This is a genomic window from uncultured Methanobrevibacter sp. (assembly GCF_905235195.1).
Lineage (GTDB): Archaea > Methanobacteriota > Methanobacteria > Methanobacteriales > Methanobacteriaceae > Methanarmilla.
This window is the reverse complement of sequence record NZ_CAJOKH010000030.1, coordinates 1-16,254: the sequence shown is the minus strand read 5'-3', so window position 1 is coordinate 16,254 and position 16,254 is coordinate 1. Positions and strand designations below refer to the sequence as shown.

Annotated in this window: 10 protein-coding genes; all 10 read left to right on the top strand. The window is 23.8% G+C overall.

Annotation, left to right across the window (positions count from 1 at the left end; all coding sequences use genetic code 11):
• The first annotated feature begins 253 nt into the window (after window positions 1–253).
• Window positions 254–1,042, top strand: a complete 789-nt coding sequence (locus QZ146_RS04685; protein WP_295722497.1) for an ABC transporter permease — start codon at window positions 254–256, stop codon at window positions 1,040–1,042.
• 92 nt (window positions 1,043–1,134) lie between these two features.
• A complete protein-coding gene (locus QZ146_RS04680) occupies window positions 1,135–4,218 on the top strand; it encodes an ABC transporter ATP-binding protein (RefSeq protein WP_295722496.1) in 3,084 nt (1,027 codons plus the stop codon).
• A gap of 208 nt (window positions 4,219–4,426) precedes the next feature.
• On the top strand, window positions 4,427–5,554 hold the full coding sequence (locus tag QZ146_RS04675; RefSeq protein ID WP_295722495.1) for a CDP-glycerol glycerophosphotransferase family protein: 1,128 nt from the start codon (window positions 4,427–4,429) through the stop codon (window positions 5,552–5,554).
• A gap of 11 nt (window positions 5,555–5,565) precedes the next feature.
• Window positions 5,566–6,531 (top strand): glycosyltransferase family 2 protein, encoded by a 966-nt coding sequence (locus QZ146_RS04670; protein ID WP_295722494.1) that lies wholly within the window; start codon window positions 5,566–5,568, stop codon window positions 6,529–6,531.
• Between the two features lie 253 nt (window positions 6,532–6,784).
• Complete coding sequence (locus QZ146_RS04665; protein WP_295722493.1) at window positions 6,785–7,648, top strand: glycosyltransferase family 2 protein; 864 nt, start codon at window positions 6,785–6,787, stop codon at window positions 7,646–7,648.
• A 234-nt stretch (window positions 7,649–7,882) separates the two neighbouring features.
• The gene (locus QZ146_RS04660) at window positions 7,883–9,286 is read left to right on the top strand and encodes an undecaprenyl-phosphate glucose phosphotransferase (RefSeq protein ID WP_295722492.1); all 1,404 of its coding nucleotides are present in this window, start codon (window positions 7,883–7,885) and stop codon (window positions 9,284–9,286) included.
• Between the two features lie 1,294 nt (window positions 9,287–10,580).
• Entirely contained in the window at window positions 10,581–10,703 is a 123-nt protein-coding gene (locus QZ146_RS04655) for a hypothetical protein (protein WP_295722491.1), read from the top strand.
• A gap of 815 nt (window positions 10,704–11,518) precedes the next feature.
• Window positions 11,519–13,903 (top strand): OB-fold nucleic acid binding domain-containing protein, encoded by a 2,385-nt coding sequence (locus QZ146_RS04650; protein WP_295722490.1) that lies wholly within the window; start codon window positions 11,519–11,521, stop codon window positions 13,901–13,903.
• Window positions 13,904–13,956: 53 nt separating this feature from the next.
• Window positions 13,957–14,892: a DNA repair and recombination protein RadA gene (gene radA, locus QZ146_RS04645; protein ID WP_295722489.1), complete on the top strand. Its 936-nt coding sequence runs from the start codon at window positions 13,957–13,959 to the stop codon at window positions 14,890–14,892.
• 86 nt (window positions 14,893–14,978) lie between these two features.
• Entirely contained in the window at window positions 14,979–15,881 is a 903-nt protein-coding gene (locus tag QZ146_RS04640; protein ID WP_295722488.1) for an AEC family transporter, read from the top strand.
• Window positions 15,882–16,254: the final 373 nt, after the last annotated feature.

The window sequence follows — 16,254 nt, the reverse complement described above, 5'->3', positions numbered from 1 at the left end:
AAGGCACCATTAAAAACAGACCAACAAAAACTAAAAATCAACAAAAAAGAAGAGCAAATATCACTCTTAAAATTTTGCTCTATCTAGCACCCTATAAATTTAATTATATAAAATTTTTTCATTGATTTATAATCAATTTTATATATATTTAAAAACATAAATTAATATTAATATATTTAAAAACATAAATTAATATTAATATATTTATTATATAATGTTATAATAGTAATAGATTGAAATTAAGAGAGATATTATGAGTGGGAATATGCATAGATTTATGACTAATTTTAAAAGTTATAAATTTTTACTCACAGAACTAATTAAAAAGGATGTACAAAGTAAATATAAGGATTCTGTTTTAGGTTTGTTTTGGAGCTTTTTAAATCCTCTTTTACAAATGATTGTTTTAACCATTGTTTTTTCAACATTTTTCAGTAGATCCATTCCTAACTTCCCTGTTTACTTACTTACTGGTAGGTTAATTTTAGACTTATTTGCTAAAGGTACATCTGGAGCTATGACATCTATTAAAATAAATAAGGCTATTGTTCAGAAAATTTATGTTCCAAAGTATATGTTTCCACTTGGGAGTATTTGTGCTGAATTTATAAATTATTTAATATCATTAATAGTTCTAGTACTTGTAATGATTGTAACAGGACAAGAGTTTTATTTCACGATTATTTATGCTGTTATTCCTATTTTCTTAGTTTTAATATTAACTATTGGTGTAGGTTTAATATTAACTACACTTGCAACCTACTTTACAGATATAAATTACTTGTGGAAAGTTGTAACAATGATGTTAACTTATTTAAGTGCAGTTTTCTACCCTATAGATATTGTTCCTAAAAGGTTTTTAATATTCTTTAAACTTAACCCCATATATTCAGCAATAGCCAGTTGTAGAGCCTGTATTTTATATGATTCTTTTCCTGAAATTAAAATGTTGTTATACTTGGCTGCATGTGCATTTATTTCTTTAATCTTAGGTTTAATTATATTTTATAAATATCAGGATGAATTTATTTTACGTATTTAATATTTAATTGTAATTATTTTTTTTCACTAATTAAAGATAACTTTTAGAAAGTTATAATAAATTAGTGTTATTATATTTGGGAGAATGGAAAAATGAGTGAGTTTGATGAATTTTATAACGATGAATTTTTTATTATAGATTCAAATAATCTTGATTCAATAAATTCAAAATTATATGGTTTTTGTATTCATAATTCTAAAATAATACAAAATCAAGAAATAACTCATGATTTTAATTTTCTTGATTATGGTATATTTATCAATGTAAAAGTAACAGAAGATGAGATAAAAATCTATCAAGATTTTAATGGTTCATATGGTTTATATTTGTTTAAACAGGATGATTATTTTGCCATATCAAATTCTTTTTGGAAATTAGTCGAATATTTAAAAGTTAATTATCAATTATCTGTTAATAATGATTTTTCTAAATCTGTGTTTTTAACAGGTAATATGTATGCCTTTTCATATAAGGACACTTTTGTAAATGAAATTGAACTTATTCCAAGAAATCTAATCTTCCATATAAATAAACATAATCTTAGTTTTTATTTTGAAGAAATTAATTATGAAGAATCAACAATTGAATTAAATTCTAAAGAAGGATTAGAATTATTAGATTTGTGGTTTAATAAATGGATTAATATAGTACGTAATCTTAAAGAAGAAACTAATAATATTAGTTTTGATTTATCTGAAGAGATTTCTTCAAGGGTTATTCTTTCAATATTATTAAATTCTAATATTGATTTAGAAAAAGTCCAAATTAATTCATTAACAGATTCTAATCATCATCAAAAGAATTTAGATACTTTAAATCAAATTTCTGATGAATTCGGATTTAAATTAAATCAAGATCTTTCTACATCCGAAAAAATCTATTTTAATGATTTGGATACTACTATTAATTTATCTTTATATATTAAATTAGGATTTAATAATGATTTTAATTTTAATTTTTTCAAATATAAAAATCCTATTTTCTCTTTTAATGCTAGAGGAGGAAATATCTTAAAAGGATTACCTTTAATTAGTAGGAATAATTTTTCAGAAGATTTTGTTTTTTCTAAACTTCAAAACATGTTTTTTACAGAGTCTTCTAAAAACCTCATTGAAAAAGATTTGAAAACTATTGAAAAGGTTTATAAGGAAGATGAAAAATGGATAACCTGGAGATACAATAAAGAGACTATATCTAGAAATCATTATGGTAAAGATGCTGTTGAAGAATATTTTTCAAATAAACTTAACTTTTCTCCATTTTTTGATCCTATACTTAATAGATTAAAATTAACAATTGATGAGTGTAGTGATAGAAAATTATTATTTGTTCTAATTTTATCAAGATATTGTCCTAAATTATTAGATTTTAATTTTGCTGGTGAAAATTTTGATTTTAAAATTAAAGAATATGTTAATTCAATTAATAAAATTCTTCCTTATGAAAAAGTTAAAAATGAATTCATAAGTGGACCTAAATTAAAATCAAATAGTTTAACCAATGTTGAAATACATAATTACAAAGAACTTTTTGATTATTTGATTAATGTTTTTCATTCTGATGATTTTAAAAATAAATTTATTAATAAATTTAATTCATTTATTTATTATAAATTTGTTGAGCAAATGGATTATAGTAACCCAATGAAATATTTTTCTACTTCCTTTAGTTTAGTAAAGATTATTGATGACACTAACTATCCTAATTTTGAATATTCTAAAATTTCAGGATGGATTAAAAATTATATAGAGGATAATAATCGGGATAATAATTATATTAATTCAAATCTATTAAAATTTAATAGAGCAAGAATTGATTTACGAAATGCTGGTTATAAGAACAATATTGAACTTTTAGAATACTCTGATGATAATTTATTAGTATTTAAAAATTGGGGTCGTGAAGAAAAGGGATTCGGATTAAGTATTAATAGTCAAAAAAATGATCTTTCCTTGAAAATTAAGTGTATTAATAAAGGTACTTTGAAAATTATGATTAAAGGACCGAATTTTCGAAATAAATATAATGAAGATGTTCATGTATACATTGATTTCAATTATCTATCTGTCAATGACAGAATATTATTAAATTCTAGTAAACTTGTTAGTTTTTCTGATAATTATGTTTATAAAATTGATGTTAATGATGGAGAAATTTTAGATTTAAAATTTAAATGGTTACCTTTAAATTATTTATCTTCTGTTGAAAATATTAATCAAGATTTAAAGAAAATGACCGAAAGATATGAAAACCTAAGATATAAAAAAGATAAAAGAAAAGCAAAATTAACTGCTGCTAGGAATGCTAGATCTGCTATTAGAGCTGCTGTTAGGGCTGTTGATGCAGCTGCCAAACAATCTAGACTTGGTGAAAATCTATTAAGAAATTTTCCTGTTTCAGATGAGATTATTATTGAAGTTGATGATGTTTCTATGGAATTTTTGCTAGCTGAAGAGAAAGTTGATAATTTTAAGGAATACTTTATAAGATTCCTTAAACGTGATTTACCTGAAAAAACTAAGTTCAAAGCTTTAAATCATGTTTCTTTTAAAGTGCATAAAGGGGAAAGATTAGGTGTTATAGGTTTTAATGGTGCTGGTAAAAGTACATTACTTAAGATATTATCTGGAGTAATGAAACCAACTGAAGGTAAAGTTACTGTTAAAGGAGGAGTAGCACCACTTTTAGAACTTGGTGCTGGTTTTGATATTAATTATACAGGTGAAGAAAATATCTTTTTAAATGGTTCAATATTAGGTTACCAGAAAGAGTTTTTAGAAGAGAAATTTGATGAAATTGTTGAATTTTCAGAACTTGGCCACTTTATTAAAGTTCCTATTAAAAACTATTCTTCAGGTATGAAAGCAAAATTAGGTTTTTCAGTTGCAACTATTGTAAACCCTGATATCTTAATCTTAGATGAGGTATTATCTGTTGGGGATGTAAAATTCAAAGAAAAAAGTAAAGAAAAATTAGAGGAATTAATGGGTGAAGGAGTTACAGTGATTATGGTAACTCATTCAGTGGGGGCAATTAGAAAAATGTGTAATAAAGTTATTTGGCTTGATCAAGGAAATCTCATTAGGTATGGGGATGTTGATGAGATTTGTGATGAATATATTGAATTTGCAAAATCTGGAACTCAAGAGGATTTAAAAAATATTAAACTTCATTAATTAAATTTTATAGTTGTTTACCAAATTTTTATTATAAATCATTTATAAACAATTATAATAAAAGTTTAGTAATCTAATATAAACAATAATTCCTTTTAAATTTTATTTTTTTAATTTTTTTAAAATACTTAAATTTTCAAAACATTAAACAATTATTTAAATATTTACAAAATATTAGTTATCATATTATTTTTAGGTAGTAGTTAAAATGTCTTTAAAACACAGGGCATATGGATTTATTTTTAATTTATTTAGGATTTTTCCAGTTAAAGACAATAGTATATCATTTGTATCTGATAAAAATGAATCATTTAATGATGATTTTCGCTATATCTATAGAGAATTTAAAAAATTAAAACAAAACCCTAAATTTAGCTATAATTATATTATTAAAAATAAAATCTCAATTAATAATATCTATAAACTTGCAAGGTCAAACTATATTTTCTTAAATGATAATTTCTTTCCACTTGCATATATGAATATATCTGATAAAACTAAAGTTATTCAGCTTTGGCATGGTGCAGGAGGATTTAAAAAGTTTGGATATTCTACTACTTTAAAAGATGGTAAGGATTTAATAAATCTTATACGAAAGTCATCTAATAATACTGATTATTTATTTATCACATCTAAAAATTATAAGAAAGATTTTATGGAAGCATTTCAAATTGATGATAATAAAATTTATCCCTTAGGAATGGCAAGATTGGACTATTTTGCTCCAGAAAATCTAAAGAAGGAAAATATTTTAAAAATCAAATCAAAATTCGAAAAAACATATCCGGGTATTAATAATAAAAAAATAATATTATATGCACCAACATTTAGGGAAACTACAGAATATAATAATATATTTAAATATTTTGACATAAATAAATTTATTGATAATCTATCAGATGAATATGTCTTATTTTTAAGACTACATCCTAGAATGTATCAATTTACTCAAGATAATAATCTAATATATGAGGCTTTAAAGCTAAATAATGTTTATGACTTAACAGATTATGAATCTATCGAAGAGTTAATGTTAATATCTGATATTTTAATAACTGATTACTCTTCTTTAATGGTAGAGTATACTATATTAGATAAACCTATTATATTGTTTGCATATGATTTGGATAATTATCTTGAATGTGAAAGAGGATTTTACATAGACTATAAAAAAGATGTTCCAGGTACAATTGTTAAAACTACAGATGAATTAATCAATACAATTAAAAATGAAAATTTCAACACTGACCGTTTAGAGGAATTTAAAAATTTACAATTTGATAATTTAGATGGTAAAGCATCTAGAAGAATTGTAGAATTTGTCTTAAATCATTAAGATGTGATCTTATGAAAGTTTCAATAGTAACACCAAATTACAATGGATTTGAATTTTTAGATGTATACTTTAAATCTTTAAAAGCCCATATGAATTTGATTGAAGAGATTGTTATTGTTGATAATGCTTCATCTGATGGGAGTGTTGAGTATATAAGTCAAATAATGGACAATTATCCAATCAAAATCCACTTAATTCAAAATAATTCTAATAAAGGTTTTGCAGAAGGAGTAAATCAAGGAATACGTTCTTCAAAATCAGAATTTGTATTTTTACTTAACAATGATGTTGAACTTGAAAAGACCGCAATAGAAAACTTGATTAAATGTATAAATCAAAATGATTTGATATTTTCTGTTTCATCAAAAATGGTTCAATACAATAATAGAAATCTTATAGATGATGCAGGTGACAGCTATACTTTAGTGACCTATACAAAAAAAATAGGAAATAATCAGGATATTAATAAATATAATACTAGCTATGAGATTTTCTCTAGCTGTGCAGGTGCTGCATTATATAGAAAATCATTAATTGAAGAGATTGGTTATTTTGACAGTGAATTTTTTGCATATATGGAAGATGTAGATATTGGATATAGAGCACAAATTTATGGATATAAAAATTATTATTGTCCAGATGCAATTATATATCATATTGGTAGTGGAAGTTCAGGAAGCCAGTATAATGATTTTAAAATACCTCTTGCAGCCCGGAACAATGTATGGTTAATTTATAAAAATTTTCCTATACCTCAAAAAATAGTGAATTTTCCTTTTATATTTTTAGGATTTTTGATTAAATATCTGTTCTTTTTAAAGAAAGGTTTTGGATCTATTTATTTAGATGGAATTAAAGAAGGATTAAATACGCGTAGTAAGATTAAAAAAACTAAATACACATCAAAACATTTTAAAAATTATTTTAAAATAGAATGGAAACTTATTAAAAATACATTTGGATTATTTAAAAAGTAGATTAAAACATAACTAAATTTATAACTTAAATTTTAATTATACTTTTTTATTAATAAATTAAATAATAAATTAGAGTATATTAAAATAATTTAAAGTAAATTTATGTAAATTTAAGTAAATTAAATTAAATTAAAATAATCAAAATTAAAATAAAATATATAATAAATAATTAATATCTTTAAATAAATTAATTAAAAAATTTATTTAATTATTTATTTAATTTACTAAATTAGAAAATATGGGGAGTTTAATCATGGATTTATCAATAATTATTGTTAATTATAAAACATATGACTTGACTGTTAATGTAATTAATTCCATATTGAACTCTGAATGTACTTATTCATATGATATTTTTGTAGTTGACAATAACTCCTTAGATGGAAGTTTAGAAAAACTAATGGATAGATTTAAAACCTATGAAAATATTAAGTTTATTTCCTCAGATATTAATGGAGGATTTGCCTATGGGAATAATTTAGCTATTCGAAAATCAGATGGAGATTATATTCTTCTTTTAAATTCTGATACAATTGTAGAGTCAGATACACTTGAAAATTCATTAAATTATATTAAAAATCATGATAATATTGGGGCATTAGGTGTTCAGGTTAATTTGCCTGATGGAACTCTTGATAAGGCATGTAAACGTAGTTTTCCAAACCCTACCAATTCTTTTCTTAGACTCTTTCATATTCCGGTTAAAAATTCTAAATTAAATGATTATAATCTTGATAATATGGATGATAATGGAATTTATGAAATTGATTGTCTTACTGGTGCATTTATGCTAATAGATAAAAATGCACTTAATGAGGTAGGACTTCTAGATGAAGAATTTTTTATGTATGGTGAGGATATTGATTTATGTTTCAGGATTAAAAAGGGAGGCTATAAAATAATATATTATGGGGAAAGTAAAATTACTCATTTTAAAGGTTCTAGTAGTAAAAAACAAAAATCCAAACTTATATATGAGTTTTACAGGGCCATGTATATATTTTATCGTAAAAATCTGAGTAAACATTATTTCTTTTTAGTAAATATTCTAGTTTATATTGGTATAGTTATTTTACTTATTTTAAAATTATTTATAAATATTTTTAAATCTAATTAGTTATGTAATTTATTCTTTAGAAATATTCTATTTTTATTTTTTAATTTTAATTATCTTTAACTTCTAATCCATTTTTACACATTTTTTCATTGTTATTTTTTTTTGTTTTATTGGTTTCCATTATTTTTTTATATAAATTAATTAAGTATTAATAATATTAAATACTAAAAATTATTAGTTAATAATTATAATTTTTTTATATAACTTATAATCATATATTTAATAAGGGATATTATGATAAGACAAAACCAAAGACTTTTAAATTTTATTTTAGTATTGGCTGATACTTCTATCATTGTTATTTCCTTATTACTTGCTGCTTATTTAAGATTTTATACTACTATTTTTGGCCCATTAGGAGGGCATTTAAGCTTAGAAGAATATTTTATATTTTTAATTATAGTTATTTTACCAATATATTTAATACTTTATTTTTCATTTGGTTTGTATAAACCATTTAGAACACATAGAAATATATTTTCTGAAGCTTCTCAAATTATTAAAGTAAACATCATTGCTTTTATAGTCATGATTGCAGTTTTATTTATTATAAACCAACCTAACTTTTCAAGGATTCTAATGTTTTTAATGGCATTTTTTGCAACAGTATTTGGTATCTTTGAAAGATCTATTGTTCGTTTTTTACTTATGAAAATACGTGAGGAAGGTAAGAATATGAAACATATTCTTATTGTTGGAGATAATGAAATGGCCTTTAATTTTGAGAAAAAAATTAGAGAAAATCCTTATTTAGGTTATTCTATTTATGGATTTTTAGGCAGACCAGAAAGAGTAGGTTTAGAAATTGATGGTGTTCCAATTGTTGGTTCTTTTCATGATTTAGATACTATTTTATCAATTCATAATTTTGATAGAGTTATTCTTGCTATTCCGTTGAAATATTATAAGCATATTAATGAACTGGTTATAAGTTGTGAAAAAGCCGGTATTAAAGCAGAAATTATACCTGCTTATACAGAATATTTCCCTGCAAGACCTTCTGTAGATATGATAGAAGATATTCCTATTATCAATATTCGTTATGTACCACTTGATGATCCATTTAATAGAACAATTAAAAAAATTGAGGATTTAACAGTTGCTATTATTGCAATTATTATTACCTCTCCAATCATGCTTTTAACTGCTATTGCTATTAAAATATCTTCTCCTGGACCTATAATTTTTAAACAAGAAAGAATAGGTTATCAGCATAAAAGTTTTAATATGTATAAATTTAGAAGTATGAGGGTTCAAGATCCAGATGAAGAAAAATCTGAATGGACTACTGAAGATGATCCTCGTAAAACACGAGTTGGTAATTTTATTAGAAAAACCAGTATAGATGAATTACCACAATTTTTCAATGTCTTAAAAGGAGAAATGAGTGTTGTTGGTCCAAGACCAGAAAGACCTTATTTTGTAAATCAATTTAAGAAAGATATTCCAAAATATATGGTTAAACATCAGGTTAGACCAGGTCTTACAGGATGGGCACAAGTACATGGTTGCCGTGGAAACACTTCAATTAAAAAACGTATTAAGTATGATATTGAATATGTAGAAAATTGGCATTTCGGTTTAGATGTTGGTATTATGGTTAAAACTATTTTAAAAAATAATCCTAATGCTTATTAATCTTTTAAGAATATAATTTTCATTATTCTATTCTTTTTTGAATTTGTAAAATTTTATAGCCTATTTTATTTTATTTTATTTTTTTATGTTTTTTGCCCAATTTTGATTTGCATCTAGAATCTTAGAATTCTATTTTTTAGTTTTGAATATTTTCTTTATTTTTCTGGATTGGTTTGCAGTAATAATTTTCGCCTTTATTGGATGTTTTTTCTATTTATTATATCCAAGTGTTATACTATCTATATAAAATAATTGATGATAATTTTAAAATAATCCATAGAAACCTTTTTATTATATCGTTTAATCTATCATATGTATATCACATGGATTAATTCATAACAGTTATACAATAATTAACTGAGAAATGATAAATTCAAACCTCTAAAAATTTTAAATAAATTTAACTTTTCCTTATTCAAATAATAAGGTCAATTTTTCTTTTAAAACCTTATTAGAATAAAAAAAAATAATTTAAAATAATTACAAGAAGAATAATATTGATGCCAGTATTAACCTACTCAAATAAAAAATAGTTCAAGAAGAATAAATAAATATTAAATAAAATCATTATAAATTATAATTTCAGCTTATTAAAGAATATTATTTTTTATTACACTTTTAGTGATTTTTAAAAATAGAATAAAATATAAAGAGTTATTTTAACTCTTTATATAAAATTTTTATGGTTTTACACTTATTTTAACTTTTTCACTTATTACATTTTAGTAATTTAAGTTTGCTGGGCAGGTTATAACTGCAGTATAAGTGCCCTTTTTATTAAGGTTTGTTATTTTAAATGTTGCTTGGCCATTGTTATTAGTTTTAGCAGTATGTTTTACCATTATCTTTTAATGTTACTTTTGTGTTTTTGAGTGCTTGGTTTTTATTGTTTTTAAAGGTCACTGTATATTTTTTAGTTTTCACTTAGATTTGAAATTTGCGTTTTTTGCTATTATTTTTGGTATAGTTTTTTTTTAACTGTAACTTTTACCGATTGAGTAGAACCATCAATCTTATCTGATCCTGCATATGTAATTTTTGCAGTATAGGTTTTCGAGTAAGGGTCGCAACATTGATTTTAACTTGACCGTTTTTATCAGTCTTATATTTTTTATAACTACCGAGGTTTACTGTTACCTCTTCATTTGTTATAGGTTTACCATTTGCATCTTTTAAGGTAATAATTAAATATTTATCTATATTATAAGTAGTTGTTACAGGACTTGCAGTAATATTACTAGGTTCTTTTGAAATAATAACATTTATAGTTGCTGTTGATTCTCCAGGATACTCTGTGAGAGTAAGCTCTGCTGTATATGTACCAGGTTCTAAATCTACAATCCATCCTTCACTTGTTAAACTTATTTTTCACTTATCAATTAATATTACTAGATATAAAAGTTATGTATTATCATAAGATATAAGATTTAAATTTTTTACTTTGCTAAAATTTACCTAAATATCTATTTTTTCATTTTGTCATTTATATTAATATAATCTGTAAAAATACAAATTAATATTCACGGATTTTAATAAAAAAATACCTTCATATAGTTAAAATAATAATATATTTAATTTATTTATTTACAAATTGAAAATATTTAGATATTAAAACTAATTTATATTTTTTGATGATATATTTAAAATTATGGATTAATGGGATAATTCTAAAACTTTAGTTTGTTTAAACCTATAAAAAATTATTCATTTTTAAAATAGTATTTTAGCATATATTGATATCAAAAACTAACTATAGAAACCTTTATGAATTGATTTCAGGAACAAAGTTTATGATATATTTTTAATTACAGAATAGTTTTTAATATATAAATAATTTATATTTTCTAAATTTATTTTATTTACCTTAGTTATTTTGAATTTTTAATAAAATTAATTAATAATGTTATTTTTTAACAATAAATATATAAAATATATATTAAATCAAAAATAATTATTTAACAAATGATTTACCTTAAAGTTAGACTCTTTTAATATTTTAATTTTTTATATTATATTATTAGTAAGTTTTAATATATCATAAATTTATAAAAATATTTAGAATATTTTAATAATTTTAGTAAAAAATTTTTACTTATATAATTATTATTTATATACTAAATTTTTTTTAAAATATGTAGGGTTTTTATTTATATATTACTTTTCAAATGCTCTAGGGTATGTCATTTATATATAAAAATTGAAAGTATAATATAATTTTTGTGAGGGTCTGGTATGGACGAAGAAATAAGAGAAGAATATGAAAAAATTAAAGATCATATTTCTGAAGAAGAATTTTTAAATAAGTTTGATGAATTAAAGAAAAATTATGAAGACCATAGTTTTATGGGTGATATTGATATTGCACGTATGATTACAGGGCATTATCTAACTGAGGAAGAAAATGATACTCCAACTTCCACTAAATCATTAAAATTAGAAGATTTGGAAGCTGGCCAAGAAAAAATCACTGTAGTTGGTAGAGTAATGTCTATTGCAAACCCAAAAACTTTCACCACTCGTAAAGGTGTACCTGGAAAACTTTGTAATCTAATCTTAGCTGATGATACTAAAGAATTAAAAACACTATTTTGGACAGAGAATATTAATAAATATTTAAATACTTTTGAAGAAGGAGATATAATTCAAATTACGGGTATTAGAGTTGTTCAAAATAATTACACAAAAAATGAAGAACTACAATTGTCACCTCGTTCTGAGGTGAAAGTTATGCCTTCTAGTGATTATCCTGATTTTCCACAATACAATGAAAATATTAAAGATATTGCAGATATTTCCCTTAATGATAATTCTGTAAATATTATTGGAAGGATTTATAGAAAAGGTTCTATTAATACTTTCCAACGTGAAGGTCAAGATGATGGTAAAGTTTCACATTTAACAATACAAGATCAATCAGGAAAAATTGATTATACTTTATGGAATAAGGACGTAGATTTACTTAATGATTTTGATGTGGGTGATGCTGTAAAAATTTTAAATGCATCTGTAAGAGCAGATCAAAATGATACGATTGGTCTTGTACATCAAAACAGTAAAATTGAAAAAGGTGATTTTGAAGTACCAGAAATAAAAGAAAACCTCTTAAAAATTGGAGATGCAGAAGAAATCTCAGATGTTTCTTTAATTGGTGTAGTAAGTAAAATACAAGATGTCCTTACTTTTAATCGTCAAGATAATACTGAAGGTTATGTTAGATCTATTGAAATTTTAGATGATACTGGTTCTATTAGAGTAACTCTGTGGAATAACAATGCTCTTAACTTAGATATAGAAAAAGGTGATATTCTAAAAGTTATTGGTGGTAATATTGAATATGATGACTATGCAACAACTGGTTATAGGGTAAATACTAATTGGAATACAAGTTTTACAATAAATCCTACTGAACCTGAAGAATTAATTGCTAAGTTAGAAGAATATAAAATGAATATTGGACCTATTAAAATAGAACAAGTTCAGGATGCTGATGAAGAAGGTGAAGAAGTAGATGTTTATGGTCGTATTTTAAGTATTGGGGATAAAAGAGAATTCCAAAGAGATGATGGAACACTTGGAACAGTTAAGTCAGTTGATTTTGCTGATGAAACAGGTTTAATCCAATTATCACTTTGGGATGAAAAAGCTACAAAAACTGATTTAGAAGTAGGTAAAGCATATTTAATAGAAAATGCTAGAACTAGACTTGGAATGTATGATGTACAATTAAATATTGGAAAAACATCACGAATTATTGAATTAGATGAAGAAAAATCTAAATATGTTTCTTCAATTGAAACATTAGAACAATTAATTTATAATAAAAAGAACATTGATGAGTTAGACGAAGAGGATACAAATCTTAAAATTATTGCTAGAATTTTAAGTATAAGACCAATTAATACATTTGAAAGAGCAGATGGTTCATCTGGTTCTGTTCAAAATATAGATATTGCAGATAATACTGCTTCTATTAGACTTGCTATTTGGAATCCAGATCCTAACAAAGAATTAAATGTTGGAGATGCTGTTAAAATTATTAATCCACGTGTCAATTATAATGGAGATTCTTATGAGTTAAGCATAAACAGTAGTTCTAATATATCAAAACCAAACGATAGTGATATTAAATCTTTACCTTCATTTGAAGAAATACAAGATTCTATATATGTTCAAAAAACTATAGATGAGATTGAAGATGATGATGTTAATATTAGAATATCTGGTCGTTTATCTAATTTAAATAGTAATAATGTTTTACTTTCTAAATGTCCTAATTGTAATAGTAAATTAGATAAAGATGAAGAAGGTTTTTACTGTCAGTATTGTGGTGAAGAAATAGAAAATCCTAAATACACTTTAATGCTTCCAGCTCATATTGAAGATGATACTGGAGAGATTCAAATTACTTTCTTTGGTTCATTAGTAGAAGATTTATTAGAAATGAAAGAAAGTGAAATTATTAAAATTATAACTGATACTGGAGATATAAGTCCTTTAGAAGGTAAAATTGAAGATTTAGAAGGTCAATCTATTGAAGTAATTGCTGATGTTAACTATAACGATTTTGATGAATCACTTAGGTTAAGACCTAATCAAATTTTTTCAAAATCATATTAAATTTAAACTAAAATCAATATGTAAAAATATAAAATAGTATGTGAGGGATTATAATGGTAGAATTAGAAGACTTGCCTAATGTAGGTGAAAAAACTGCTGAAAAATTAAGAGATGCTGGTTTTGCTGATATGATGCGATTAGCAACAGCTACTGCTAAAGAATTAGCTGTTAAAGCTGAAATTGGTGAAGGTGTAGCTGAAAAGGTTATTGAAGCAGCACGTAAATCAGAAAAAATTGATTTCGAAACTGCTTTTGATGTAGCAGAAAGACGTAAAGATATTGGTAGGATTACTGTTGGAAGTAATGCTTTTGATGAATTAATTGGTGGTGGTATTGAAACTCAGGCTATTACTGAAGTATTTGGAGAATTTGGTTCTGGTAAAAGTCAAATTTCACATGAACTTGCTGTTACAGTTCAATTACCTCTTGAACAAGGAGGCTTAGATGCTGAATGTGTATATATTGATACTGAAAATACTTTTAGACCTGAACGTATAGAACAAATTTCTGATAGATTTGGCCTAGATCATGAAGAGGTTTTACAAAAAATCCATATTGCAAGAGCATTTAACTCTTCTCACCAATTGTTAATGGCTGAAAAAATAAATGAACTTATTCAAAGTGGTTCAAATATTAAACTTGTCATTGTTGATTCTTTGATGGCTCACTTTAGAGCTGAATATGTTGGAAGAGAAGCACTAGCTGTAAGACAACAAAAACTTAATCAACATTTACATGTACTTCAACAGTTAGCAAATACATATAATTTAGCTATATTCATTACTAACCAAGTACAAGCAAGACCTGATGCTTTCTTTGGTAGTCCAACTAAAGCTACTGGAGGACATGTTTTAGGACATGCATCTACTTATAGAATCTGGCTTAAGAAAGGTTTAGCTGGTAAAAGAATTGCACGACTTGTTGATAGTCCTCATTTACCTGAAGGTGAATGTGTATATAAAATCACCAATGAAGGTGTAATTGATTAAATTTTTTTAAATTTTCCTATTTTTTTTTAATTTGATCACTTTTAAAATATATATAAAATAAAATCTATATCTTATTAAGTGATTAAATGACACTAATTTTTACTTTTATTGTAATATTAATTATTATTTTTCTAGGTTATTTTTCTAAAAGAATTAATCTTTTAAAAGCAAATGATGTAGGGGTTTTAAATAAAATAGTTATCCATATAGCTATGCCTTCTTTAGTTTTTTATTCACTATATACTACTGATTTTACACTTCTTTCAAAAATAGGTTTTTTACCATTTGTTAATGTTTTTGTTGCTCTAATTTGTGCTTTAATTGTTTTTTTATTACTTAGTTTTTTAAAAATTGACAAAAATAAAAAATGGAGTATGGTATTAGTTTCAACTATGGCTAACACTGGATTTTTTGGTTTCCCTTTAATTTTAGGCGTATTTGGTAATAATGGCCTTATAAGAGCTATATTTTATGATGTTGGTACTAGCTTACTTTTTATAATATTTAATATTATATTTATTTTAAGATTTAATGGGGAATTTAAAGATTTACTTAAAAAAATTTTATCTTTTCCAATTTTATGGGCTGTTATTTTAGGTCTTTTATTTAATTATTTAAATGTCCCATTAGATTATACTATTTTAAACAGTTTAAATTATCTTAAAAGTTTAACTATTCCACTTATCATGCTTTCATTAGGTTTATCTATCGAATTTAAAGGAATTAGAAATAATGTAGATGCAGTTTTATTTACATCTTTTATTAAACTGATTATTGCTCCAATAATTGCTTTAGTTCTATTGAACTTTTTAAATTTAAATAGTTTTGATGGTCAAATTTCTATTATTGAATCAGCAATGCCTCCTGCTATGTTAACATTAGCTCTTGCAGTTAATTATGATTTAGATTTTCATTTAACCTCAGATTGTATTTTTTTTGATATGATGATAAGCCTTATAACATTGCCTATTATAATGTCAATTCTATAGTTTAATAATGCTTATTCATTTTAAAATTTTATAATTATATTTATTATTTTTTACAAATCATAATTTTTTTTCTTATTTTTATACAATCTGTACTATAATATCTTTTTCATTTTATTTTTTATAGTAATTTAATTATTTTTTATATTTTGTTTAGTAGTAAAAAATTTAAAATAAGTATTATTAATTTAATTTATAATTATTATTTAATATTATTATATAGTATTTTTTTTAACTTTATATCAGTTCATTAAATGGTTTTTATGTATTCTTTTTTAGTATTTGTCAATTTGTTAGTTGGTAATTTTGTTTTTGTGATTTTTTAGGTTAAAATTTTTGATTTTTTGCTTTTTGCGAAAAATTTTCATAAAATATA

Coding starts and splice junctions, on each gene's coding strand:
- QZ146_RS04680 (WP_295722496.1), top strand. CDS start 1,135: ATGAGTGAGTTTGATGAATTTTATAACGATGAATTTTTTATTATAGAT.
- QZ146_RS04670 (WP_295722494.1), top strand. CDS start 5,566: ATGAAAGTTTCAATAGTAACACCAAATTACAATGGATTTGAATTTTTA.
- QZ146_RS04650 (WP_295722490.1), top strand. CDS start 11,519: ATGGACGAAGAAATAAGAGAAGAATATGAAAAAATTAAAGATCATATT.
- QZ146_RS04640 (WP_295722488.1), top strand. CDS start 14,979: ATGACACTAATTTTTACTTTTATTGTAATATTAATTATTATTTTTCTA.
- radA (WP_295722489.1), top strand. CDS start 13,957: ATGGTAGAATTAGAAGACTTGCCTAATGTAGGTGAAAAAACTGCTGAA.
- QZ146_RS04675 (WP_295722495.1), top strand. CDS start 4,427: ATGTCTTTAAAACACAGGGCATATGGATTTATTTTTAATTTATTTAGG.
- QZ146_RS04685 (WP_295722497.1), top strand. CDS start 254: ATGAGTGGGAATATGCATAGATTTATGACTAATTTTAAAAGTTATAAA.
- QZ146_RS04660 (WP_295722492.1), top strand. CDS start 7,883: ATGATAAGACAAAACCAAAGACTTTTAAATTTTATTTTAGTATTGGCT.
- QZ146_RS04665 (WP_295722493.1), top strand. CDS start 6,785: ATGGATTTATCAATAATTATTGTTAATTATAAAACATATGACTTGACT.